21 protein-coding genes and 2 pseudogenes are annotated in these 23,075 nt (G+C 69.4%); 8 read left to right on the top strand and 15 right to left on the bottom strand.

The features are described 5' to 3' along the window. Positions 1 to 23: 23 nt before the first annotated feature. The 4 genes and pseudogenes from AB0N06_RS26520 to AB0N06_RS26505 all read right to left on the bottom strand — a co-directional run. Positions 24 to 230: pseudogene (locus tag AB0N06_RS26520) on the bottom strand (epimerase); the annotation flags it as partial. 256 nt (positions 231 to 486) lie between these two features. Further along, the gene (locus tag AB0N06_RS26515) at positions 487 to 1,323 is read right to left on the bottom strand and encodes an ABC transporter ATP-binding protein (protein ID WP_366137169.1); all 837 of its coding nucleotides are present in this window, start codon (positions 1,321 to 1,323) and stop codon (positions 487 to 489) included. Continuing rightward, a complete protein-coding gene (locus AB0N06_RS26510; RefSeq protein ID WP_366137168.1) occupies positions 1,320 to 2,339 on the bottom strand; it encodes an ABC transporter substrate-binding protein in 1,020 nt (339 codons plus the stop codon). Before AB0N06_RS26510 ends, AB0N06_RS26515 begins: the two co-directional genes overlap by 4 nt. Positions 2,340 to 2,411: 72 nt before the next feature. After that, the gene (locus AB0N06_RS26505) at positions 2,412 to 3,275 is read right to left on the bottom strand and encodes an ABC transporter permease (RefSeq protein WP_366137167.1); all 864 of its coding nucleotides are present in this window, start codon (positions 3,273 to 3,275) and stop codon (positions 2,412 to 2,414) included. A gap of 262 nt (positions 3,276 to 3,537) precedes the next feature. On the opposite strand from AB0N06_RS26505, the gene AB0N06_RS26500 reads away from it, so the two are divergent. Further along, positions 3,538 to 4,581 (top strand): LacI family DNA-binding transcriptional regulator, encoded by a 1,044-nt coding sequence (locus tag AB0N06_RS26500; protein WP_366137180.1) that lies wholly within the window; start codon positions 3,538 to 3,540, stop codon positions 4,579 to 4,581. Positions 4,582 to 5,010: 429 nt separating this feature from the next. Here AB0N06_RS26500 and AB0N06_RS26495 read toward each other — a convergent pair whose 3' ends face one another. Beyond that, a complete protein-coding gene (locus AB0N06_RS26495; protein ID WP_366137181.1) occupies positions 5,011 to 5,202 on the bottom strand; it encodes a hypothetical protein in 192 nt (63 codons plus the stop codon). A gap of 12 nt (positions 5,203 to 5,214) precedes the next feature. Here AB0N06_RS26495 and AB0N06_RS26490 point away from each other — a divergent pair. The 3 genes and pseudogenes from AB0N06_RS26490 to AB0N06_RS26480 all read left to right on the top strand — a co-directional run. After that, a pseudogene (locus AB0N06_RS26490) lies at positions 5,215 to 5,985 on the top strand (polysaccharide lyase family 8 super-sandwich domain-containing protein); the annotation flags it as partial. Then, positions 5,977 to 6,366, top strand: a complete 390-nt coding sequence (locus tag AB0N06_RS26485; protein WP_366137179.1) for a polysaccharide lyase beta-sandwich domain-containing protein — start codon at positions 5,977 to 5,979, stop codon at positions 6,364 to 6,366. The pseudogene AB0N06_RS26490 and the gene AB0N06_RS26485, both read left to right, overlap by 9 nt. A 162-nt stretch (positions 6,367 to 6,528) precedes the next feature. Beyond that, the gene (locus AB0N06_RS26480) at positions 6,529 to 8,469 is read left to right on the top strand and encodes a DUF2264 domain-containing protein (RefSeq protein ID WP_366137166.1); all 1,941 of its coding nucleotides are present in this window, start codon (positions 6,529 to 6,531) and stop codon (positions 8,467 to 8,469) included. Positions 8,470 to 8,695: 226 nt separating this feature from the next. Here AB0N06_RS26480 and AB0N06_RS26475 read toward each other — a convergent pair whose 3' ends face one another. The 8 genes from AB0N06_RS26475 to AB0N06_RS26440 form a co-directional block, all read right to left on the bottom strand. Continuing rightward, complete coding sequence (locus AB0N06_RS26475; protein ID WP_366137165.1) at positions 8,696 to 9,415, bottom strand: hypothetical protein; 720 nt, start codon at positions 9,413 to 9,415, stop codon at positions 8,696 to 8,698. A 441-nt stretch (positions 9,416 to 9,856) separates the two neighbouring features. Continuing rightward, complete coding sequence (locus AB0N06_RS26470; RefSeq protein WP_366137164.1) at positions 9,857 to 11,086, bottom strand: GNAT family N-acetyltransferase; 1,230 nt, start codon at positions 11,084 to 11,086, stop codon at positions 9,857 to 9,859. 263 nt (positions 11,087 to 11,349) lie between these two features. After that, a complete protein-coding gene (locus AB0N06_RS26465; protein ID WP_366137178.1) occupies positions 11,350 to 12,993 on the bottom strand; it encodes an IS200/IS605 family accessory protein TnpB-related protein in 1,644 nt (547 codons plus the stop codon). A gap of 292 nt (positions 12,994 to 13,285) precedes the next feature. Continuing rightward, the gene (locus AB0N06_RS26460) at positions 13,286 to 13,891 is read right to left on the bottom strand and encodes a GAF domain-containing protein (protein WP_366137163.1); all 606 of its coding nucleotides are present in this window, start codon (positions 13,889 to 13,891) and stop codon (positions 13,286 to 13,288) included. After that, positions 13,888 to 14,538 (bottom strand): ATP/GTP-binding protein, encoded by a 651-nt coding sequence (locus tag AB0N06_RS26455; protein ID WP_366137162.1) that lies wholly within the window; start codon positions 14,536 to 14,538, stop codon positions 13,888 to 13,890. Before AB0N06_RS26455 ends, AB0N06_RS26460 begins: the two co-directional genes overlap by 4 nt. After that, positions 14,516 to 14,887 (bottom strand): DUF742 domain-containing protein, encoded by a 372-nt coding sequence (locus AB0N06_RS26450; protein ID WP_366137161.1) that lies wholly within the window; start codon positions 14,885 to 14,887, stop codon positions 14,516 to 14,518. Before AB0N06_RS26450 ends, AB0N06_RS26455 begins: the two co-directional genes overlap by 23 nt. A gap of 2 nt (positions 14,888 to 14,889) precedes the next feature. Then, positions 14,890 to 15,324: a roadblock/LC7 domain-containing protein gene (locus tag AB0N06_RS26445; RefSeq protein ID WP_366137160.1), complete on the bottom strand. Its 435-nt coding sequence runs from the start codon at positions 15,322 to 15,324 to the stop codon at positions 14,890 to 14,892. A gap of 7 nt (positions 15,325 to 15,331) precedes the next feature. Beyond that, positions 15,332 to 17,194, bottom strand: a complete 1,863-nt coding sequence (locus AB0N06_RS26440) for an ATP-binding protein (protein ID WP_366137159.1) — start codon at positions 17,192 to 17,194, stop codon at positions 15,332 to 15,334. Positions 17,195 to 17,798: 604 nt separating this feature from the next. On the opposite strand from AB0N06_RS26440, the gene AB0N06_RS26435 reads away from it, so the two are divergent. The 3 genes from AB0N06_RS26435 to AB0N06_RS26425 all read left to right on the top strand — a co-directional run bounded on the left by AB0N06_RS26435 (position 17,799) and on the right by AB0N06_RS26425 (position 20,386). After that, positions 17,799 to 19,442 carry an alpha/beta hydrolase gene (locus AB0N06_RS26435; protein ID WP_366137158.1) on the top strand — a complete coding sequence of 548 codons (1,644 nt, stop codon included), beginning with the start codon at positions 17,799 to 17,801 and terminating at the stop codon, positions 19,440 to 19,442. Between the two features lie 105 nt (positions 19,443 to 19,547). Next, a complete protein-coding gene (locus tag AB0N06_RS26430; RefSeq protein ID WP_366137157.1) occupies positions 19,548 to 19,958 on the top strand; it encodes a hypothetical protein in 411 nt (136 codons plus the stop codon). Then, complete coding sequence (locus AB0N06_RS26425) at positions 19,955 to 20,386, top strand: hypothetical protein (RefSeq protein ID WP_366137156.1); 432 nt, start codon at positions 19,955 to 19,957, stop codon at positions 20,384 to 20,386. Before AB0N06_RS26430 ends, AB0N06_RS26425 begins: the two co-directional genes overlap by 4 nt. A gap of 132 nt (positions 20,387 to 20,518) precedes the next feature. Here the strand turns inward: AB0N06_RS26425 and AB0N06_RS26420 are convergent, their stop codons facing one another. Together AB0N06_RS26420 and AB0N06_RS26415 are read right to left on the bottom strand one after the other, a co-directional pair. Beyond that, positions 20,519 to 21,763 (bottom strand): MBL fold metallo-hydrolase, encoded by a 1,245-nt coding sequence (locus AB0N06_RS26420; protein ID WP_366137155.1) that lies wholly within the window; start codon positions 21,761 to 21,763, stop codon positions 20,519 to 20,521. Between the two features lie 103 nt (positions 21,764 to 21,866). Continuing rightward, complete coding sequence (locus AB0N06_RS26415) at positions 21,867 to 22,307, bottom strand: PPOX class F420-dependent oxidoreductase (RefSeq protein ID WP_366137154.1); 441 nt, start codon at positions 22,305 to 22,307, stop codon at positions 21,867 to 21,869. 159 nt (positions 22,308 to 22,466) lie between these two features. On the opposite strand from AB0N06_RS26415, the gene AB0N06_RS26410 reads away from it, so the two are divergent. Beyond that, entirely contained in the window at positions 22,467 to 23,030 is a 564-nt protein-coding gene (locus AB0N06_RS26410) for a carboxymuconolactone decarboxylase family protein (protein WP_366137153.1), read from the top strand. Positions 23,031 to 23,075 lie beyond the last annotated feature (45 nt).

Below are 23,075 nucleotides of genomic sequence, written 5' to 3'. Positions count from 1 at the left end.
GCCTCCCCGGGGCCGCTGTGTGCTCAGTGGGCGGCGACCAGCTTCCCGTACCAGGCGAGGGTCGCGCCCACGGTGGCCGGGAGCGGGTTCGGGGTGAGGCCGTACGCCTTCTCGATGGCCGAGGAGTCGACGAGCTGCGCCTCGGCGTACTCCGCCATGAAGGCCTCGTCGAAGGGGCCGACCGGCCGCGGCTCGTCGACGACGGTGATGTCGAGCGGGCGGCCCGTTCGCCGATGGGTACATGTCCGCGAACATCTCCGCCGGGAACAGCGCACCGCGATGCTCGGCCAGGAACGCGAACACACTCCCTACCGGGATCAACTCCCGGCAGTTCTCCCGGACATCCGGACCGATCGTCTCCCCTGCCCATTCCCCCATCCCCACGAAAACGAGTCCGGCCCCGCCGCTGAGCGGCGGGGCCAGAACCCCAAGATCTTCATGAATCCTCTTGGCTCCCCCGCGCGGTGGCGGGGCGGACCGCCCCGATCAGTCGTGGGCGGACGCCGCGCCGAGCAGATCGCGGATGCGGGCCGCCGCGTCCCGGAATTCCGGGCGGCCCACCGTCTCGCCGTACTCCCGTTCCGCGTCCAGCCCCACCTCGATGATCTCGGTGATGGTGCCGGGTCGTGGACTCATCACCACCACCCGATCGGCCAGATAGACCGCTTCCGAGATCGAGTGGGTGACCAGCAGCACGGTGGTGCCGGTCTCCCGCCAGATGCGGTTCAGCTCCATGTTCATCTGCTCACGCGTGAGGGCGTCGAGCGCGCCGAACGGCTCGTCCATCAGCAGCACCGGCGGTTCGTGCAGCAACGCGCGGCACAGCGCAACGCGTTGCTGCATCCCGCCGGACAGCTCGTGCGGATACGCGTCCTCGAAGCCGCCGAGTCCGGTCATCCGAATCAGCTCGTCGGCCCGGTCGCGCGCCCTGGCCGCGGGCATCTTCCGGATCTCGGCCTGCAGCAAGATGTTGCGGCGCGCGGAACGCCACTCCAGGAGGGCGGCTCGCTGGAACACGTAACCGATGTCGTGTCGTGGGCCCTTGACCTGTTCGCCGCCGAGCCGGACCTCGCCCGAGGAAGGCTTCAGCAGTCCGGCGACCAGCTTCAGCAGCGTCGACTTGCCGCATCCGGACGGTCCGACCAGGGCGACGAACTCGCCCGGCGCCACGTCGAGCGAGACCTCGCGCAGGGCGGTGACATCGCGGTCCTTCCCGCGGAACCGGACCGAGACGTCCGACACGCCGACGGCCGGGGTGACGGCGCGACGGTCGCTCGCACCGAGCGGGTCCCGGGGCTTCGCGTCCTGCTTCGGCATCGTCATCCCTTCAGCGCCGTCTTCGCGTCCCAGTACTCCGCCACGGACTTGGGCTTGCTGACCATTCCGGCCTCGGCGAAGACATCGATGGTCTGCTGCCAGTCGGCCTCGTCGTTGACCCCGGGCGCCTTGCCCTCGGTCGACGTGGTGTGCAGCAGCGTGAGCGTCGTCCTGAACTGCTCCGCGAGCACGGTCTTCGGCGGCAGTTGCTCCGACGCCCCGTCCATGGCCGCGACCGCAGGCTCGGGTGCCTTCGCCGCGGCGGCCCATGCCTCGCTGACTGCCTGCGCCATGCGTCCTGCCAGCTCGGACCTGGAGGCGAGAAGCTTCTGGCCGGCGAGCAGACCGTTGGAGTAGAAGTTCAGCCCGTTCTCGGAGAAGCGCAGATACGAGACGGTCTTCTTGGCCTTCTCCTGCATGGTCGGGCCCTGGTCGCTGGCGTAGCCGAGCAGTCCGTCGGTCTTCCCGGAGATCACCGCGGCGATTTTGCCCGCCGGGTCGGTGTTCTGGACCTTCACCTCCGACGCGTCGATGTTGTTCTTCTTCAGGAAGATCGGGAACGTCTTGGAGAGCGCGTCACCGGCCGTCCCGGCGATCGTCCTCCCCTTCAGGTCGGCGGGTGACCCGATGCCCTTGGAGTCGAAGGACTGCACGGATGCGGGGGTGGTCTGCAGAAAGACGCCGAGGCTCTTGACCTGCACTCCCTGGTCGACTGCGGCCAGCAGCGCGGGGGTGTCGGCCCAGCCGAAGTCGGTCTGTCCGGCGGCGGTCGCCTGCACCGTCTTCTGCGATCCCTGGCCCGCCTGGATCGTCAGGTCGATGCCGTGCTTCTCGAAGATCTTCTGCTGCTTGCCGTAGTAGAAAGGCGCGTGTTCGCCGTACGGATACCAGTTGAGCGTCAGAGTGACCTTGTCCAGCTTCTTGCCCGAGTCACTGGTGGAGGTCGACGCGTCGTTCCCGCCGCAGGCCGTGGCCAGCAGGACAAGAGGTACAACACCGATCAGAAGTCTGCGCGCGTGCATGGGCTGGCCCTTCTCGCAACGGGGTCCGTTACAGCAATCAATGGGTGATGCTCGGTATGGGGCGGGGGGCGTTCAGTACGAGGTGGTGGCCGGCGCGTCGCGGCGGCTGGCGTGCCAGGGGAGCAGGAGGCGCTCGGCGATCTCGACGACAACGAAGAGGACGACGCCGATCAGGGACATCACCAGCAGTCCGGCGAACAGCATCGGTGTGTCCAGGTTGCCGTTGGCCTGCAGGATCACATAGCCCAGCCCCTCATTGGCACCAACGAACTCGCCGACGACGGCGCCGGTGACGGCCAGGGTGACCGCGACCTTGAGACCGGAGAAGAGATGCGGAAGGGACGCCGGGAAACGGATCTTGAGGAAGGTCTGCCAGGGCTTCGCACCCATCGTCGCCGACAGCTGGAGCATCTCCGGGTCGACCGCTTTGAGTCCCGTGACCATGGAGATCACCACGGGGAAGAAGGCGATCAGGACGGCGATGAGGATCTTCGGCGCGATGCCGAAGCCGAGCCAGACCACGAACAGCGGCGCGATCGCGATCTTCGGTACGACCTGGGCGAAGAGCAGAATGGGGTAGAGCGTGCGCTCGACGGTCGAGGAGTACACCATGACCACGGCCGCCAGCACGCCGACGGCCACGGCGATCACGAAGCCGAGCAGCGTCTCGTACGTGGTCACCCAGCTGTGCTGCCAGAGGTAACTCGTCTTCCCCGTGAGGACATCGAGCGTCGCACCGGGCGACGGCACGAGATACGACTCCACCAGCTCGGCAGCCGAGATCACCCACCAGACGACGAAGCAGGCCAGCAGCAGGGCGACCGGGCGCCAGCTCTGCTCGGCCGCCCGCACCAGTCGCTCCCCCGCGGACGGCCCAGCCCGCCGGGCAACACCCGCCACTTCGGCGGGATTTCTGGTCAACGCGCTCTGGCTCACGGTGAACTCCATGCACTTAGGTGGTAGTTGTGGAGAGCTGTGCGATCCTGCGATGACGGAGAAGGCGCTTTCAGAAAGCGCTTTCTGATAAGGTGCCGCCACGCTAATGACTGCCTGCACGCACGGTCAATAGGTCGTCCTGAAGTTTCGGGGCCCTGCCGTCACTGCGCCCTTGGGGGTCGAGTTGAGTGATCGCGTGACCAGCGGACGAACGACGCGGGACCGTCCGGGAGCGCGCCGCACCGTCGCGGCCACGGCCCATGTGACGCTCGACGCCGTGGCCCGGGAGGCCGGCGTCTCACCGGCCACCGCTTCGCGGGCGCTCAACGGTACGGCCACGGTCCGCGACGACCTGCGACAGCGGGTGCACGCGGCGGCTGAACGGCTCGGCTACATCCCCAACGCACATGCACAGGCACTCGCCAGTGCCGCCAACAACCGTACGGTGGGCGTCATCTGCCATGACGTCAGCGACCCGTACTTCGCCGCGATCTCCAGCGGCGTGATGCGGGCGGCTGCGGAACGGGGGCTGCTCGTCATGCTGGCCTCCACGTTCCGGGAGCCGGCGCGGGAGATCAGTTACGTCTCCATGTTGCGGGCTCAGCGCGCGCGGGCGATCCTGCTGATCGGCTCGGGCTTCCAGGACCGCGCGTGGGAGCGGGCCATGGATACCGAGCTGGAGCCGTATGTCAGGGCCGGCGGGCGGGTGGCGGTCGTCAGCCGGCACCGCAGCCTGCGGGTGGACACCGTGCAGCCGGAGAACCGGGCGGGAGCGGCTGCACTGGCCCGGGCACTGGTGGAGCTGGGGCATCGGAGGTTCGCGGTGCTCAGCGGGCCGCCCGAGCTGACAACGGTCTCCGACCGGTTGGCGGGGTTCCGCGAGGGGCTCGCCGAGGCGGGCATCGGCCTCGACCAGGTGATGGAGGGGGCGTTCACCCGTGACGGCGGGTACGAGGCGGCGCGGCGGCTGCTGCTCGCCACGGCGCGGGTGCCGACCCGCGCCCGGCCGACGTGTGTCTTCGCGGTGACCGATGTGATGGCGGTCGGGGCGTTGGCGGCGCTGCGGGAGGCGGGGTCGCGGGTGCCGGAGGATGTGTCGCTGGCCGGGTTCGACGACATCCCGCTGGTACGGGAGTTGTCACCGCCGCTCACGACGGTGGCGCTGCCCCTGACATCGATGGGCGAGAACGCGATCGCGCTGGCGCTGCGGGAGGTGGGGGCCGGGAAGCGGGCCCGGGTGGTGCGGGTGGAGGGTGAGGTGGTGTTACGGGGCAGTACGGGAGTGCCGGGGAGTGGGGTGCGGTGACCGGGGGTGACGGGTCCGCTGCGTCCTCCGTCACCGGACGGGTTTGATCGTGCCGACCGGCTCGAACCCCCGCGCGTTGCACCGCGGAGAGCGGCGGCCCCGACCCGTCCGGCGATCGAGTCCGGGGGCGTCCGCCAGGAGCGCATCAGGAGCACGGAGAACGCAGGCGTGAAGATGCCGGACGGGCCAGGGCCCGTCCGGCGGCTGGGATCACCTGCGGTGAGACCGCAGCCCTACGGGTGAATCAGGACCTGGGACAGTGCCACGCGGCCCGTTCCCGGCAGTGCGATCTTCTCCGTGCGCTCCCGCTGTGGTCGAAGCCGCGGCTGCGGGCACTGGCGGGCGAGCCGAGGACGGGTACCGCGACCGCTGCCGCGACGGCTGCGCCGCCGAGCCGGAGAGCGGACCGCCTGCTGGTGGGGGCGCTCATCACTTCTCGCCCTTCTGGAAGGCCTCTTCGAATTCGCCGCGGGCCTGCTCGCCGCCCTTGGCCAGGTAGTCCTTGACCAGCTGGTCGTAGGCCGACATCGGCTTACGGCCGGCGATGACGTCCTTCAGGGCGTCCCCCTTCAGCGTGCCGAGGCTGCCGGAGCCCCCGCCGAGGCGCGCACGACCGGTCACTTCGTCTTCGCCGACATGGACCGGGTGGTGCACCGCCAGCCCCGCTGGGCCTGCACACTGTCGTTGTCGTCGAAGCGGATCTCGGCCTACGAGGCCGGCAACGGCGAGAATCTGCACGGCTGGTACACCGGCGACGGAATGACGTATCTGTACGACGGCGACGATCTCGGGCAGTTCAACGAAGGCTTCTGGCCGACCGTCGACCCGTACCGGCTGCCCGGCACCACGGTCGACACCAGGCAGCGGACCGATCTCGGCACCGGTGCCGGTACTTCCACCTACCGGCCGACGAACGCCGTGGCGGGCGGAGCAGTACTCCACGACCGGTTCGGTGCTTCGGCGATGGAGCTCATCGGTCCCTCGGGCAGCACCCTGCGGGCCAGGAAATCCTGGTTCCTGCTCGACAATGCGGTGATCGCGCTCGGCGCGGGTATCACCGCGAGCGACGGGCGCACGATCGAGACGGTCATCGAGAACCGCAATCTCGGTGCGGGCGGCACGCAGCAGCTGACGGTCGACGGCGTCCGACAGCCGGCGGACCAGGGCTGGACCAAGGAGTTCGGTCGCGCCCGGTGGGCGCATGTCGACGGCGTCGGCGGCTATGTCTTCCCCGACCCCACTGCTCTTCAGGCGCTGCGCGAGGAGCGGACCGGAACCTGGCGGGCGCTCAACACCGGCGCGGACACCGGCGGCAGCACCGATCCGGTCACCCGCCGCTATGTGACACTCTGGGTCGATCACGGTGTCTCCCCCACCGATGCGGGCTACGCCTATATCCTGCTGCCCGGCGCGTCCGCGGCTGCGACCGCCGTCTGGTCGCACTCGCGTCCGGTCCGGATCGTCGCCAACGACGCCACCGCGCAGGCCGTGGAGGTCAGCAGGCAGGGGCTGACCGCGGTGAACTTCTGGGCAGCCGCCACCGCCGCCGGGATCACCGCATCCGGACCGGCCTCGGTGCTGATCCAGCGCCGAGGCGAGGAACTCTCCGTCGCCGTCGCCGACCCGAGCCGCACGCAGACTACGGTCACGGTGGAACTGCCCTTCCCGGTGAGCAGGGTGGTCACCGCCGACCCCACCGTGTCCGTGACACCCGGCCGTCGCCCCGTCCTCACCGTCACGGTCGGCGGATCGCGCGGTCACACGCACACCGCCACCCTGTCCTGAGCAGGCACCTGCGACCGGCCTTCCCCTCCTTCCTCCGGGAGTACGCATGCACGCTTCCCTCACCTCGTCCCCGTTCAGCCGCCGCAGTGCCCTCGCCGCGCTCAACCTGCCCAAACCGCCCGTAGACCCGTCGACCCTGACGGACTGAGGAGCAAAGCCCGCATGACCCCGCCCTTCCTGCACCTCCCCCCGACCGACCGGCTGCTGTCCTCACGGACCGGCTGGACGCGCGCGCACTGGGAGGCCTCGGCCGACCGGATGCTCGACGCGCTCGTCCCGTACGCCACACCGGGCTTCGCGCAGTACCGGCTACCCGGCCGGGCCAGTTGGTCGGGCGTGGTGTCGGACGGGCTCGAAGGATACGCACGCTCCTTCCTGATGGCAGCCTTCCGTATCGCCGGAGCCCGGGGGGACGTCGATCCGAAACTGATCGAACGCTACGCGCACGGTCTGGCAACGGGCACGGACCCGGCCTCCACCGAGGCCTGGCCCACGCTCACCGACTGCTCGCAGCAGATGGTCGAGGCCGCCTCGATCGCCGTCGGTCTGCATGAGACCCGCCCCTGGATATGGGACAAGCTGGACACCCGGGTCCAGGAGCGGGTCGTCGACTGGTTCTCCGGCTTCGTCGGTGGCCGCACCTGGGACAACAACTGGCGTCTCTTCCAGGTGGTGTCCGAGCAGTTCCTCGCCTCGGTGGGCGCCCCCTACAGCCGCTCCGACATCGAGAGCAATCTGGACAGGATCGAGGACTGGTACGTCGGGGACGGGTGGTACACCGACGGGGACGGCCGAAACTTCGACTACTACATCGGCTGGGCCATGCATCTCTATCCGCTGCTCTGGTCGCGGATAGCGGGCCCGGACGACGACGGCGGCAGGACCGAGGTCTACCGGCAGCGGCTCTCCCGGTTCCTGCAGGACTATCCGCACTTCTTCGGCTCCGACGGTGCGCCGGTCCATCAGGGACGATCGCTGACGTACCGGTTCGCGGCACTCGCACCGGTCTGGATGGGGGCCCTGGCCGAGTGCACGCCGCTCGCACCCGGACTCACACGCCGGCTCGCGTCGGGCACCCTGCGGCACTTCGTGGAGCGCGGCGTCCCGGACGAGCGGGGGCTGCTGACCCTCGGCTGGTACGACACGTTCCTGCCGAGCACCCAGCCGTACTCCGGTCCCGCTTCCCCGTACTGGGCGAGCAAGGGCTTCCTCGGGCTGCTGCTCCCGGCAGACCACCCGGTGTGGACGGAGCGGGAACTCCCGCTCCCCGTCGAGGAGTCCGACCATGACACCGCACTGCCCGCACCGGGATGGCTGCTGCACGCCACACGGCACGACGGCATCGTCCGGCTGATCAACCACGGCAGCGACCACAACCCGCCCGCCGCCACCGACGACACCTCGGACGCGGACACGGGCGAGGACGACCCGCACTACGCGAAGCTCGCCTATTCGACAGTGACCGCGCCCGAGTCCGCGCCGCACGCCGTGACACGCGCCGTCGACGGCCATCTGGCGCTCCTCGCCCCGGACGGCACCCCGTCACGGCGACGGAGGATCCATCCGGTGCGCTGTGAGGACCGCGTCGCCTCGTCCTGGTACGCGGCCCGGCTGCCCCACGACGACCGTGCGTACCGGATCGAGACCACGAGTGTGCTGCACGGCCCGTGGGAGATCCGGGTGCACCGGGTCGAGGCGCCGGAGGGTGCGGTGGTGCGGGAGGGCGGTCACGCGGTCGCGCACACCGAGCGGCCGTTCTCCTCGTCGGGACCCGGCTGGGCGCTGACGCGCACCGCCGACGGTCTGACCAGTGCCATGGTCGCCCTGTACGGCTGGGACACCGCGGCGGGCGCGGCGCCCGAGGAGGCAGCGGAAGGGTCCGGCGTCGCGCGGGACGTGCAGTCCAACGCGTACGGGCCGCACTCCGCGATCCCGTATCTCCGGAGCGAACGGCATCCGGGCGGGCAGAGCATCCATATCTCGCTGGTCGCGCTGTCCCGCGACACTGTCCATCCGCGGGCGCTGCGTGAATCGGTGGCGGTGCGCGTCGACGCGGAGTCGGTGGTGCTGACCTTCCTGGACGGCACGACGGTCGAGGTCTGAGCACGGGCATCCAGGCACGGGCGGCGGCTCACACACGTCCGAGGCACCGGCGGCGCGACATATCGGAGCGCGATGCTGCCGTTGTCGGCCCCCGGGACGGGTGGGCGTCGTTGATCGGACGGTCTGTAGTGCGACACGGACGGGGCTGTACACCGCGCCTGGCGCGTCGTCCATGATCTCCGCTATGCGGAAGGTCCCCGCCACTTGGGCGGGGGTCAGCTGCCGGTCAGGAGTCGTGCAGCCAGATGCGAAGTGTGCCCAGTGTGTCGAATCCGCTGGCCTGTGCGTGCGCGAGATCGTCCCCGTGTTCGTATCCGACGAGGGGAAGACCGGGGAAATGGGCGGCGACTGCGGCGATCGCTGATGACCAGATGGCCGCAACGTCGCTGCTGTTGACGGCGAAGAGGTTGGAGAGGCCGATCAGCCCCGTGCTGCGGTTCAGGATGACACCGCCGGAGAGGCCTTCGCCGTCGTGGACGGCGAGCACCATCACGGAGGGATCGTCCAGTAGCGCTGGTCGGAAGACGTCCGGGGTTCCGTCACCGCCGTGCCAAGCGGCCTGCCAGTCGCGAAGCTGGGCTGCCGTGGAGACCCGCTCGGTGCGCAGGGCCGGCGTTGCTGGTGCGGGGAGTTCGGCTGGGCGGTGGATCCACTGGGCATGGAAGAGTTCGACGAAGCCGCTGGAGGTGAGGTCGAGCGTGGCGAAACTGTCCTTGATCGAGCACCCGGGGGCCGCGGTGTCAATCTCAGCAAGAAAGTCGGCCGGCACCGCGTCGTGGTGCAGAGTGACGGCGTCGGGGTAGTACCGCGGCGTGCGGCAGGAACTCCACCAGGCCGTCTGGCCGAAGGTCCCCGTAATGCCGTGGGACCGGCAGACCGAAGCACACCAGTCGGCATTGTTTCGAGCTGCGGCGGCCTGGATGGAGGTCGTCTCGATTGAGGTCACCCGGGACAGGGTGACACTCCTGAGGTCCGATCACACATCAGTTTCCCGCTTGGCTTGATCGGTTGTCGTCAGTGGCCTCGGGGGGCGTATCGACTCCAGGGAGTTCCGACTTCGGTGGCGAAGCGGGTGGGCCCTTGTCGTGGCAGCCGAGTGCTCGGAAGGTGGCGGAGGGGCCGGGCTTGGAGGACGGGTTTGTCCCCAAGGCCTTGGATCCCTGCGAGTTCGGGGAAACCGAAGGTTCTTCAGCACGAACCCACGGGTGCGATTCCCCGATTCTGGGGGAGAGACCCGTGGGTTCGCGGTCAGCCCCGGTCTCCTATCCCTGATCCACGGTGCAAAGCAGCCGACCCCCGGCGTACTCCCGTTGCTTCGTCTCCGACTTGTTCGTCAGGCCGAACGAGTAGCCGACGAACGAGAGTTGTGCAGGGTCTGCGAGCGCGGTCAGAACCAGTGCAGGCAGTGCGGGGAGCGCTCGGCGCGGAAGAGTGCGTCAGCGAGGGTGGCTGCGCCTGGGCGGTGGGCCCGGATGTGTCCGGCACGCACGAGCGTGCTCGGCGCAATGCCGCCGAGGTAGATGGAGCCCAGGTCGCTGATGTCCAGGGAAAGGTCGGGCTTCCGGTCCGTCGGGACGCAGTCGGCCTTGCTGTCCCGGACGGTCAGCAGGTAGCGGTCGTGTTCGCCGAGGAACGGGTCGTCGATGTCGAGGACGAGCTCGCCGTCCGTGAACCAGCCGCGCGCGGTCAGCGCACGCGGGACGTCCAGCAGCCGCACCCAGAGCCAGTCGGTGTCGCCGCTCACCTCGCCGGCGCGGAAGTCCGCGAACTGCCAGCGCAGCGGGTGATCGGGCGGGACGTGCTTGAACACGACCTGAGAGACCTGGTCGTGTCCGAGTACGAACCGGGCCAGGGCCGTGAAGACGGCGTCGTCGGTGGCGATGGTCTCGTCGACCGTCAGGGTGCCGGACTCGATCGAGTAGCTGGCGTACCCGTCCGGGACGCCGTCGGCGTCCCGGTGGACAGCGACGTAGCGCGGCGCCGGCGAGATCGGGGGCTGCCCCGCGCGCAAGGCCCACCAACGGTGCGGCCGGGACAGCGCGCCGGGCTGGGCGCGGCGATACCGGTCGTAGACCTCTTCCAGAATCTCGCCGCACTCGGCCCGACGCAGCACCTCGACCGAGCCGTTGTCCGAGCCGTTCGCTGGTGCCTGGGCCACTCCGCGCGCCCGGGGAACGGCGAGGGCGGCCTCGTGGCGCGGCACCGTCAGCCGCGCCGTGTAGGTCGCCGGTCCGTAGCCGAACCTGCCGTAGATCGGGGCCTCAGAGGCCAGCAGCACGGAAAGGAACTCCCTGCGGGCCCGCAACTCGGTGAGCTGATGCCGCATCATCGCGCTGAGCACGCCCTGGCGCCGGTGCGAGGGCAGGACGCCGACGGCGGTCACCCCGGCGGCCGGGACGAGGGTCTCACCGGGCAGGGTGAGCTCGAAGGAGTGCGTGGCGGCGGTGCCGACGGGCCGCCCGTCCGCCGTCAGGGCGAGCATGCACCGGTCTATTTCGAGCGCGGACCACCAGAGCCCGCCGCCCTCGATCGGGGTTTCCGGGAAGCGCCCGAACGCGGCATGGACTGTGTCGACGAAGACGTCGAGGTCCTTGTCGGTCGTGGGACGGATCTCCATTGCTGCTGCCTCCTCGGGATACCGGCACCACGACTCGTGGTGTCTGGCCACAGTGCAGCGTTGACCCGTGGCCAGGGCAAGCGAATTACGGCCGGGCCCGCGGCCGCATAGACGGCCGCCGCCCTGTGGTGGATGCCGATAAGTGATGAATGATCCTCGCCCGCCGCGCCGAAGCCAGTCGATCCGCGAGATCGCCGCCGCAGTCAAGGTGTCGGTCGGCGTAGTGCACAAGACCGTTCCTAGCCAGTGTGCATAAGTGAGTTCTAGACCCACTGCTGCGTACTGGGCGCATCCCGAACGGTGTTGGATGCGCTGGGTTCCCGCTTTCGCGTCCCGCTCGGCGACGGCCCTCCGGGGAGCCGGTCCGTGGCAGGTGGGCGGGTTCCCTCACGTCCCCGGTCACCTGGTCCGGCCTGGATGGTCCGATGCCCCGCACGATCGCTCCGGTCGTGCGGGGGCGGTGCCGTCCTTCCCCAAGCTCTCAACTCCGTTCGAGCAGGGGATACCCCATCCCGGACCGGGTGTCCGAGGGCGCGTCGTCCGATCGCGATACCGGCGGCATCGTGACGGGACATGGTGCGGTGCGGGGTGGCCAGCGGCTTCTGCCAGTGCTGGGCACCCCACCGGGAGGTGTAGGCGGGGTCGACCGCGACGATGCTCAGGCCGTGTTCGGCGGCCATCGACACCAGCCGGGCCTTGAGTTTCCCGGTCGGCATGCCGGAGATGAGCTGCCGGAACCGCTTCCGGCGGCCGTGCTTCTCCCGGGTCTTCTCGGTGGTGAAGTCGAGGTCTTCGATCCCGATCGCGGCGACACCGGCCTGCCTGGCCCAGTTGACCAGGCGGGTCAGGGCGTGGCGGATCTGTGCGTCGCGGTGATCGGCGGTTCCGGACAGGTCGTAGGGGAAGCGGCGCGGGTCTCCGATGGGGTTGCCGTGCTGGTCGAGGTGGTAGGCGGCGAAGTGGTCGGCGTTGGTGTCGACGCCGATCATGCCCCGGGCACGGGCGGCCTCCAGCGGGATGGTCTTCACGACGGGGCGTTGCCAGGATGCGGTGAGGTACCAGCGGCCACGGTCCACGTCGAGGTGGATGCGGTAGGCCACAGCCCGGTTCGCGGTGATGCGGTCGGCCCACTCCGCACCCCGGTGCGCAAACGCCACGGTGGAGGTGAGGATGTACCGGCCGTGCCCGGCGTTGGCCAGGTGCGCGAGCGGAGCAGGCAGCTTGATGCTCACCTCGCCGTCCGGGGTGACACGGATCGTCTCGTTCCCGAACCGCTTCCCCGACTCACCATCCGCAGCGAGAAACCAGCGTCCCGCCTCCCAGTTTTCCCGCCACTGCTCCTCGGTGAGCTGGGCCTCGGCGAGGTGGTGGCGGGTGTTCAGGAGACGTCTGCCGCCCCGTACCTCCCGCACCCGCCCGGCCTGCCACTCACGGACCGCAGCAGCATGCCGGTCTTCCAGCATCGCGAGCCAGCGGGACTTGCGGAACCACTCGTTCTTCGACCGGTAGCCGCCCGCCGCGCGCTTCCTTCCGGGCGCACCGATCGGGAGGGACAGGCGGTGCCGCAGCATGTTGATCCCGGCTGCCAGCTTCTGGATGTGCGCCGCCTGGCAACGCCGCGCCAGCGCCCACTGATCATGCGTGGCCCTCGTGATGGCCCCGGCGATCCGCGACGACGACACCCCGGTCAGCTCCCGCTTACGCAACGCCCAGGCGTCCGCACTGTGCTCCAGACCGTCCGCACAGCGCGCCTTGAGATCACGCGAAGCGAGCGCACCCTGATGCTCACCGACCGCACGCAGCACCTTCTCGTCCCGGAGCGTGAGGTACTTGAGACGGTCCCGGATCGCCACCCCGCAAGGCCCCGGCACCACGAAGGACGCCGCCAACTCCCGCACACCACCCACCACACCACCCCCTCCCACAAGGGCCGGACACTCGTCACCCAGCCCAACGAGCAACAGCCGCCAAGGTCACCCATTCGACCCCAGAACCCCCGTTCCTACCCGCGCGAACCTGCCGGCAGGGCTCACTCCTGCTCACCAAACCTCACTCCCGCTCAGCAAACCGACAGCAGTTCACCACCCTCAACCCCGCCGCAGCGAAGACCACCGGCATGTGAGCGTCACCGGAAGCCGAGGGCTACTGTGCACAGAGCACCCGAAGGAGGAAGAACCCGCTGGCCACAAGGGCAAGGACTCAGCGGAACTCTGGGAAATTCACGGGATGTCTCACATCCTCCCGTCGGTGGATGTGGCCGATAAGTTCCTGCGCCAGGGACTTGATCGTGTCGAGACCGGCCCGCCCCCAGGGGCGGGGCACGGTGTCGACGGCGCAGACCGCCCCCAGCGCGATGCCCGTACGGTCGATGAGCGGAGCCCCGAGATAGGAACGGATGCCTATGTCGTCGACGACCGGATTGCCGGCGAATCTCGGGTAGTCGCAGACGTCATCCAGGACGAGCGCCTTCCGCCGTGCGACGACGTGCGGGCAGTAGCCGTGATCGAGGGCCACATACCGCCCGCCACGGCCACTGCCCGCGGCCATGGCGCCCAGGTCGGAACCGGTGTGCGTACCGGCCGGCGTGTGCAGTCCGGCGAAGAACTGCCGATTCCCGTCGATGAAGTTGACCATCGAGAAAGGAACATCGGTTATTTCGGCCACCTTGTCCGCGAAGGCGTCGAAGCTGTCGAACGATCCACCGGCCGGTTCCCCGAGTCCGAGCGTCCGCAGCCGCTGGGCTCGGACGGGGGCATCGCGGTCGACGGGGGTCAGCAGCAGCCGGCCGTTGATGCGTCCGTTCACGGGTGGGCTCCGAAGGTGGAGAGCGGGGCGGGGTCGGAGGTGGCGTTAATCAGATGCTGGACCAGTGTGATCAGAGCTCCGGTGCCCGAGTTCGCGATCCTGGCGTCGCAGAGGACGACCGGTACCTCGGGCGAAAGGTCGAGCGCGGCCCGTACCTCGTCGGGGCCGTAGCGGTAAGCGCCGTCGAACTCGTTGATTGCGACGATGAATCCGATGCCTCGCCGCTCGAAGAAGTCGACCGCCGGGAAGCACTCCTCGAGCCGCCGGGTGTCGGCGAGCACGACTGCTCCCAGCGCGCCCTGGGAGAGCTCGTCCCACATGAACCAGAAGCGTTCCTGGCCCGGGGTGCCGAACAGATAGAGCACGTGCTGCTCGTCGAGGGTGATGCGACCGAAGTCCATGGCGACCGTCGTGGCGGTCTTCGACTCGATACCCTCCAGGCTGTCGGTCGCCACACTGACCTGGGTCAGCAGCTCCTCCGTGCTCAGCGGTGCGATCTCGCTGACGGCGCCCACGAACGTCGTCTTGCCGACGCCGAAGCCGCCCGCCACCAGCACCTTGAGCGCGACGGGGAAGCACTCGGGGCCCCCGGGAGCGTCCCCTCCGCCCGAGGTGCCGAAGCCGTCAGAGCTGTCGTCGTAAGCCATCGAGCACTGCCTCCAGCAGAGATCGGTCTGTGGGCATGTCATGGAAGGCGGGCGGATGCGCGGTGACTGCGCCGCAGTCGACCAGATCGGAGACGAGCACCTTGGTGACGACTGCGGGCAGCCGCAGATGCGCGGCGATCTCGGCCACCGAAGTGGGTCCGCCGCACAGCCTGAGCGCCACGAAGTGCTCCGGGCCGAGATGCGTCTGCGGATCGGTGCCGGTGGCCCTCACCAGGGAGAGCAGATCGAGCACGGCGGTCGGACGGGTACGGCCGTTGCTCACGGTGTACGGACGGATGAGCCGGCCCGCGGCGTCGTCGAGCAACGGCCCGTCCTGCGTGGTCGGCACTCTCACAGCCCCGTGGTGCTCGGTGCCCCGGCCGCTTGTCTGGCCGGGGTCGTCAGATACGGCCGGACGCTCTTGACCAGCATCGTCATCTCGTAGCCGAGCACCGCGGCATCTGCCTCGCGTCCGGCGAGGACAGCGAGGCAGGTGCCGGAACCGGCGGTGGAGACGAAGAGCAGCGTCGAGTCGAGCTCCACCACCACCTGCCGGACCTCCCCGTTGTCCCCGAAGCGTGCCCCGGCGCTGCGGCCGAGGGAGTACAGACCGGCGGCCAGCGCTGCCATGTGGTCGGCGCTGTCCGCGTCCATGCCGTGGAGGGACTTCACCAGCCCGTCGGCGGAGAGCAGGACCGCGCTGCGCGTGTACGGCACACGCTGTACCAGCCCGCTCAGCAGCCAGTCGAGGTCGGCGACCTGGCCGGACGGCATATCGGTCGTCATGGTGCATCTACTCCTTCAAGGTATGCGTTTCGAGGGGGTCCGGTTCGGGAGGGAGCGGGGAGGTGGTCGCGGTGCTTCCGCGGACAGGCAGCGGTTCGAGGGGCCGCCGGGCCGGCGGCCCGGCCGCGTCGAGGCCGCCGACCAGGGGCTGTGCGGTGTCGGCGTCCGCTTCGCTCCGGGCGTCGGCGAGCTCGGTGCCCCGCCGGAATGACGCCATCAGCCCCGGGTCGTGCAACGGGGGTGCTTCGTCCTCGGCACGGGGGGCGGGGGCTTCGCGCAGCTGCGGGACCAGGTGTTCCTGGTGGGCGCGCCTGGGGAGTTGGGGCCGGCCCATGGTGCCGCGCACGGTTCCGGGCTCCGGCGGGAGGGCCGGAAGCGTGTCGTCCGGGCGCTGAATGCCGGGCCGGGCTTCGGCCGGGGTGGGCCAGGTGACACGCTCGGCACGCAGTGGCAGCGGTGGCCCCTCGCCTTGCCTTCGCGGCTGCTGGGACGTTTGGTGCAGGCGGAGCGGCTGACTGGGCACCTGGGCCTGCCGGTTCGGGGCCGGGCTCAGTTTCCGCTGGTGCGCGGTGGCGTCCTGGGCGGGCGGCCGGCGTACGGGCCCGGGCGGCGGGACCGGGACGGCGTCGGCCGTGGTGGGTGCCTCGGTGTCGGCGCCGAGCAGGGACTGCGGGAGTACCAGTACGGCCTGGGTGCCGCCGTAGATGTTGCTCTGCAACCGGACGGCGATGCCATGTCTGCGGGCCAGCGATGCGACGACGAAGAGCCCGATCCGGCCGTCCTGGAGCAGATGGGCGACGTTGACCTGGTCGGGGTCGGCGAGCAGGGCGTTCATCCGCTTCTGCTCGTTGCCCGGCATGCCGAGCCCCCGGTCCTCGACCTCCAGGGCCAGTCCGGCGGTGACGTGCTGGGCCCGCAGCAGCACCTGGGTGTGCGGGGCGGAGAACACGGTGGCGTTCTCGACGAGTTCGGCCAGCAGATGGATCACATCGGCCACGGCGTGACCGCGCAGGGTGCCGTCGATCGGCGGCACCAGTTTGACCCGCGGATACTGCTCGACCTCGGCGATCGCGGAGCGCAGCACCTCGGTCATGGTGACCGGGTTGCTCCACTGGCGCCGGGAGACGGCCCCGCCGAGGACGGCGAGGTTCTCGGCGTGCCTGCGGATGCGGGTGGCGAGGTGATCGACCTGGAAAAGGCCCTTGAGGAGATCGGGGTCCTCGACCTCATGCTCCAGCTCGTCGAGCAGCTGGATCTCCCGGTGGACGAGGGACTGGAGGCGGCGGGCGAGGTTGACGAAGACCTCGACCCGCTGTTCCTCGCCGGAGTTGCTGCTCAGCTGTGCTACCTGGACGACGGCGGCGATGGCCCCTTCGTGCGACCGGCCCATTTCCTGGGCGAGAAGGTCGAAGGCGTCACTGCCGGGGGCGACGGGCCGCGGGGGGCGCCGCGCGGGCGCCGGTTCTCCATTGCGGAGCTTCTCCACCAGCCGCTGCAGGTCGGCCTGGCCCTGGGCACTGGCACGGCGCAGGGCCAGGCAGCGGCCGAGGACGGTGGTCGTGACCCGGTTGGCAGCGAGGAATGCGGCGCCCACGGCGGCGACGGCCAGCGCCCCGAACCCGCCCAGTGCGGTCCAGAGTTGGGTGGTCGGGCGGGCACCTGTGGAACGGATGGTGAAGATGACGGCTGCGGCACCGCTCAGCACCACGGCGATCACCGGGAGCAGGGCGATACGCAGAATCTGGGGGCCCAGACGGGCGTCAGGAGACGGCGGCTTGGCCGCGGCCGAGTGGGCACGGGCACCCGGCCGGCCGTGCCGCGCGCCCTCTCGGCGTTCCGGTCGCGCTTCAGGTGCGCGAAGTTGAGACATCAGCGTCCTCGGTACATGGGGCACCTGGAATCGGCGTTCATGCGGTGGCACCTACGGTCGTCGGTCAGGCTCGGGTCAGCGCTCGGCCATGCTCGAACGATATGAGCCCAGCGTTGATCACCGGCCACACACAGTAGTCACCAATCGAGCTGCCGCGACGGGCAGTTGTCAAACTTGCCCGCCATCCATCCCGCTCTGGTATGAGCCCTCGCACAAGGGACCGATAACGCCGCATTGATATCGGTAGCCCGGCAGCCGGACCGCCGGGCGGTTTCGTAGCGCTCAGTGAGACGCAACGACAGGTCCAGTTCGGTGGTCCGCGTGGGCAGGTCGAGGCGGATGGTGCGCAAGCACGGGAGTTCCCAGGGGCCCCACGGTTCGGCGACCCGTGTCCCGGCCCCAACCGACGTCCGCCACCAGGCGTTGACACTGCTCCATCTCCGCCATCGGTCAGCCCGTCGCACGGCGCGTACCGCATGAACCCGGCACAGGTGACAGGGCACCACGATACGCAACGCCCCCGGCCCGACGCCTTGCACGAGATCTTTACCACCCCCTCAAGTACTGCCATGCTGACCGGGTTTGAGAAATCGAAGGAGGTTCCTTGTCTCGCATATCAGTTCTGGCGACGGCACTCACCAGCGCTTTCGCCCTCATTTCCGGCAGCGCCGTCACGGCGTCGGCCGCACCCGCGATGCCCGCCGGAGCAACGACCCCCGCGACCGCCCCGGCCACCACCGGGCAGCAGGTCGACTCGGTGGTCTGGACGCCCTGCAACCCGGACCCGTCCAAGCCCGATCCCAAGATCTACGACTGTGCCGTGTACCCGGTGCCACTGGACTATGCGAACCCGTCAGGCGAGAAGATCGGCATCGCCATGATGCGGCGGCGGGCCGGCGACCCTGCCAAGCGCATCGGTTCGCTGTTCCTCAACCCCGGCGGACCGGGCGGCAGTGGTTACCTGTGGGCCACCACGACCCGGTTCGAGCCCCGCGTCATGGAGCACTTCGACCTGATCGGCTTCGATCCCCGCGGCGTAGCACGGAGCAACCCGCTACGGTGCTTCAAGACCAACGAGGAGGCCGACGCGGTCTTCGGTCGAATCACCGGTGTGCCCGTCACGCCGGCCGAGGTGGACGGCACGCTCGCGGCCACCAAGGACTACACCGACGCGTGCGCCCGTAACGCGGGTGCACTCATCCAGCACATGTCCACCATCAATGTCGTGCGCGACCTCGACCGCATGCGTCAGGCCGTCGGTGACGCCCAGCTCAACTTCGCCGGGTTCTCCTACGGCACGTTGATCGGCGCCACCTACGCCAACATGTACCCGGACAAGGTGCGCGCCCTCATCATCGACGGTAACGTCGACCCGCAGCTGCGCCTGCACAACGGCCTGGAGTACGACCGGCAGCGCGCCGCAGGCGGCTTCGAACTCTCCCTGGACGAGTTCCTCAAGCGCTGCAAGACCGCCGGTGCGCCGCGCTGTGCGTTCGCCGAGGGCGACACACGCGCCAAGTTCGACGCGATCCGCGACCACCTTCGCACCAGCCCGGTGACTTTGCCGAGCGGTTCGCAGGTCACCCTGAGCAGCTTCACCAGCCAGGTCGCCGACGCCCTGTACGCGCAGACCCGACTGGCACCGCTGGCCCGCTCGTTGCAGGCACTGCACGAGGCGATCAACCCGAAGCAGGGCTTCGGCGCGGGGGCAAGGACGGTATCCACGGACGAGGCGGACCGGCTGGCCAAGGTTGTCCCGGCGGCGCTGCGTGAAGCCCCGGCCGACTCCCCGTACACCGCCGACGACTCCTACTACGGCGTCAACTGCCAGGACAAGCCGTACCCGACGAACCCCAAGGTGTTTGCGAACCTGGCGCGCCCCTGGGAGCATGACGCCCCCACCTTCGGCCGGTACCAGGCCTACGACGCGCCCGCATGCGCGACCTGGCCGTCGCCCGCACGTGCCGCTGAGCAGTACCCCGGCCCGTGGAACAAGCAGACCGCCAACCCGGTCATGGTCATCGGCAACACCTTCGACCCGGCCACCCAGTACAAGTTCTCCCAGAACATGCAGCGGGAGCTCGGCAACGCCGTGCTGGTCACGGTCGACGTGATCGAGCACTGCGCGGTCGGCCGGAGCAAGGCGCTGAACGGGCTGGTGACCTCCTACCTGGTGGACCAGGTCACGCCGAAGCCGGGCCAGGTCCTCAAGCCGGACCTCGACCCGTTCCCGGTGCCGGGCGTCTGACATATCGTCTGAGACCTGGAAGCACGTACACCACCGCGGGCGCGATGACGGCCGAACCGCCAGTCACCGCGCCCGCCGCCCTCCTCCAGTGATCCGAAGGCGGCCGTGACGCCTGCCGAACGCAGCTACTGCTTCTGGAACCCGTACGACTGCTTCACGGCACGTGACCTGGCGGAGGCCGCTCTCACGTACGCCAAGGAGCTCTACCCCGACAAGACCCTCTTCCAGGGCACGGGCGACGCCTTCCGGCACTGCTACTGGAACGCCCCGATGGAGGTCTTCGTCGACCACGAATCGGCGTACGACGTGGCGACCCGCCACGAATCCCAGTCCCGGGGCGTCGACAAGGAGATGGACCTGAAGAACAACAAGAAGGGGCGCGCTAAATCGGCCGCTGCTACAAGGCCCGCTGCTCCAACGCCGAGGCGGAAAACCCGGAGTCCGTGCAAGAGCCATGTCTCGACGGGCAAGCTCTGGATCATCAAGAACGGTCGTCTGGTAAAAAGCAACGCATGATGACCGTGTTCCACCGCCGAGTCGTGCCGGTGCTGCTGCTCGGCCAGGTCGCATACGTCGCCCTGCTGGAGCTGGCGTTCACTTTGGTGCCCGACACCGCGGAGATCGACCACACCGATCCCAGCACCTCCTCCGCCGTGCTGTACGCACTGCTGATCGCTGTGGCCCTCTTGGCCATGACCGGCGGAGCCGCCCTGCTGGGCTCGGCACGGGCCAGGGAGAGGACACCTCGTGCGCTGCACGTGGGCTGGCTCACCCTGCTCGCGCTCGGTGAGCTGGCCATCGCCGTGATGTTCCTGAGAACGGTCGCCACCGGGTCCTTTGGCCCGGACACACTGATCGGCGTGCTGGCAAGCGTGGCGAGCTGCGCAGTCGCATGGTCGTGTCTGACCGAAACGGGCGCGGTGCTGCGACGCACTCCGGCCTGAGCCGGGTCGGGCGGAGCATGCACAGGCTCCGCCCGACCTGCTTGCTCACAGCGAACGACGGCGGGGCCGACCTGCGATCTCGCAGGGGGCGACGACGAAGTGCGAGGCCGCGGAATGCGGGCGCGATCGCCATCAGCGTTCGCCGGCCAGGTCAAGATCACCCTGGAGGGTGTCAGCCGAGGGCACGTCCACGGGCTCCGGGCGCCGCCACGGGTGGGCGATCGGCGGGGAGACCGCGCGCCACCACCGATCGACCGGCAGAACGCCAGCGGGCTCGAAGGGCTCACCCGGGCACGGGACCGCCACCGGCTGGCCGACTTCCTCGGCCGCGTCCATCGTCCACTCCCCCGGCTCCGCCCAGGGATGGAGCGCGAGGTTGAAGGTGCCCCAGTGGATCGGCAGCAGCACACCGTGCGGCCTCGATCCCTGCAGGTCAAAGTGCGCCTGCACCCCCTGCGCAGGCGTCATGTGAATGTCCGGCCACGCGCCCGGCAGCGGCCTATGGTCCGTGTGGTTCTTGGGCCAGTACTCGGAGTAGGCGCCGATCTGGATCATCGTCGCGTCGAACGGGCCGTGCTCGGCTCCGATGTCCTGGAAACCGGGGAAGTAGCCGGTGTCCCCGCTGTGGTAGATCCGGTGCTCCGGGCCCGCGACGGCCCAGGACGCCCAGAGAGTGTGCTGCTGGTTGCGCAGGCCGCGCCCGCAGAAGTGCCGGGCGGGGGTCGCGGTCAGGCTGATCCCCGCGATGTGCGTGGTCTCGTTCCAGTCGAGCTCGCGCATCCGGTCGGCGGACACGCCCCAGCGCTCCAGGTGGGCCCCGACGCCGAGCGGCACGGCGAAGACTGTGTTCGAACCCGCCAGGGACTCGATCGTCGGCAGGTCGAGGTGGTCGTAGTGGTCGTGGGAGATGACGACCGCGTCGACCGGGCCGAGTGCGGCGAGCGGCAGAGGAACGGGGTGCAGCCGCTTGGGCCCGGCAAACGCGAAGGGCGAGCATCGCTCGCCCCACACCGGGTCGAACAGGACCCGGCGGCCGTCGATCTCGGCCAGCACGCTCGAATGACCCATCCAGGTGAGCCGCAGCCCCGTGGCGGGCGGAGCGGCGAGATCGGCGAGCGTGGTGGCGTGGACGGGTACCGTGCCGGTCGGCGTCCTGCGGGCCCGCTCCTCCTTGCGAAAGAAGACCTTCGCGAACTCCAGCATGGAGCCGGACGGCCTGCTCCGCGCTCCCATGGGGTTCTGGAAGACGCCGTCGGCGAAGTTGGGTGAGCGCCGGATGCGCTCCATGCGGTCGCCGTCAGGGTCGGCGCCGAATGCGACAGGACGCAGCGTACGGAGCCGGGTGCGAAGCGGGTGCAGGGAGTCAGCGCCGGTCACAACATCTCCTGAGGGAGTCGGTGTCGTTTCATTATCAGCAGGGGGTACGACCGTGCGAGTAGGGGACGGCCAGGGGAATGAATGACGGCCGGATCTCGCTGCCTCAGCCACGCGGCTGCCCGTACACATGCTCCACGTGCAGTCGCAGGACGATCCGCCGGTCGCGGACCATGGCACTGCGGTAGTCGTCCCAGTCGGGGTGCTCGCCCTGCACGTCGCGGTAGAGCGTGATCAGCTCCTCCACGGTCGCGTCGTGCGGATCGGCGGCGACCGGCGACAGCTCGGCGGTCCCGTCCGCGACCGTCCAGGCCCAGCGGTCCTTGCTGGTGACGTGGTAGCTCGCCCTCGGATCGCGCCGGAGGTTCCGCGTCTTCGCCCTGTCCTCGGTGATCGAGACGCGGATGATGCGCTCCTCGGGACAGTAGAAGTGATTGACATTGGACAGCTGGGGCCGGCCGTCCCGCTTCAGCGTCACGAGCACCCCACCGTCCTCCTCGGCGATCAGCCGGAGGAGCGCGTCCTGCTCTGCATCGAATCCCGTCATGCCGGAACCAACGTCCGTACCCGTCGCAGGATTCCGCGATCCACCGCTCTGCGATGTCACATCCGGCAGCCCCCGGCCGTCGCATCCGTGACCGCAGCCGCCGACATCCCCAGGGGGGAGCGCGCAGCGAGGTCGGAGCCGAACCGAAGGAGACCCGTCATGACCGCCCGAATCTCGCTCGACCCGCCCCGCAGCCTCCTCTTCCGCGCCGTGTCGGGGTATTCGAACCGTACGTACGGGAGGGTCATCGATCCCGTACGGGCCACCGCCCACCACACCAAGGTGCTGTGGGCCGGGCTCCGCTTCGAGCTGGCCGTGCGCCGGTGGAAGGCACTGGACCCGCAGCTCAAGGCCCTTGCGGTGATGACGTCCGCGGCGACCGTGGGCTGCAGCTGGTGCATGGACTTCGGCTACTGGGAGCACCACCGGCACGGGATGGACCCCCGCAAACTGCGCGAGGTGCCGGTGTGGCAGGAGAGCGAGGCGTACACAGCGCTGGAGCGTGACGTCATGGAGTACGCGGAGGCGATGAGCCTCACCCCGCCGGAGGTCACGGACGAGTTGGTGGACCGGCTCAAAACCGCGCTCGGTGAGAAGGCCCTGGTGGAGCTGACGACCATGGTCGCCGTGGAGAACATGCGCTCGCGGACGAACTCCGCACTGGGTCTGACCAGCCAGGGCTTCAAGGACCAGTGCGAGGTGCCGCGCCCCGCCGCCCCCTGACGGTCGCACTTCCACCACTGAACACCGATTCAGCAAAGATCGGAT

Origin of the sequence: Streptomyces sp. NPDC051020 (assembly GCF_040683105.1) — a bacterium.
In the GTDB taxonomy this organism is placed as follows: Bacteria; Actinomycetota; Actinomycetes; order Streptomycetales; family Streptomycetaceae; genus Streptomyces.
Note: the sequence above shows the minus strand (reverse complement) of the source record. Positions and strands in the feature narration are given on the sequence as shown.

Excerpts from the sequence above, each read along its gene's own strand:
- AB0N06_RS26410 (WP_366137153.1), top strand. The coding sequence starts at position 22,467 with ATGACCGCCCGAATCTCGCTCGACCCGCCCCGCAGCCTCCTCTTCCGC.
- AB0N06_RS26510 (WP_366137168.1), bottom strand. The coding sequence starts at position 2,339 with ATGCACGCGCGCAGACTTCTGATCGGTGTTGTACCTCTTGTCCTGCTG.
- AB0N06_RS26470 (WP_366137164.1), bottom strand. The coding sequence starts at position 11,086 with ATGGAGATCCGTCCCACGACCGACAAGGACCTCGACGTCTTCGTCGAC.
- AB0N06_RS26445 (WP_366137160.1), bottom strand. The coding sequence starts at position 15,324 with ATGACGACCGATATGCCGTCCGGCCAGGTCGCCGACCTCGACTGGCTG.
- AB0N06_RS26515 (WP_366137169.1), bottom strand. The coding sequence starts at position 1,323 with ATGACGATGCCGAAGCAGGACGCGAAGCCCCGGGACCCGCTCGGTGCG.
- AB0N06_RS26480 (WP_366137166.1), top strand. The coding sequence starts at position 6,529 with ATGACCCCGCCCTTCCTGCACCTCCCCCCGACCGACCGGCTGCTGTCC.
- AB0N06_RS26425 (WP_366137156.1), top strand. The coding sequence starts at position 19,955 with ATGATGACCGTGTTCCACCGCCGAGTCGTGCCGGTGCTGCTGCTCGGC.
- AB0N06_RS26440 (WP_366137159.1), bottom strand. The coding sequence starts at position 17,194 with ATGTCTCAACTTCGCGCACCTGAAGCGCGACCGGAACGCCGAGAGGGC.
- AB0N06_RS26415 (WP_366137154.1), bottom strand. The coding sequence starts at position 22,307 with ATGACGGGATTCGATGCAGAGCAGGACGCGCTCCTCCGGCTGATCGCC.
- AB0N06_RS26455 (WP_366137162.1), bottom strand. The coding sequence starts at position 14,538 with ATGGCTTACGACGACAGCTCTGACGGCTTCGGCACCTCGGGCGGAGGG.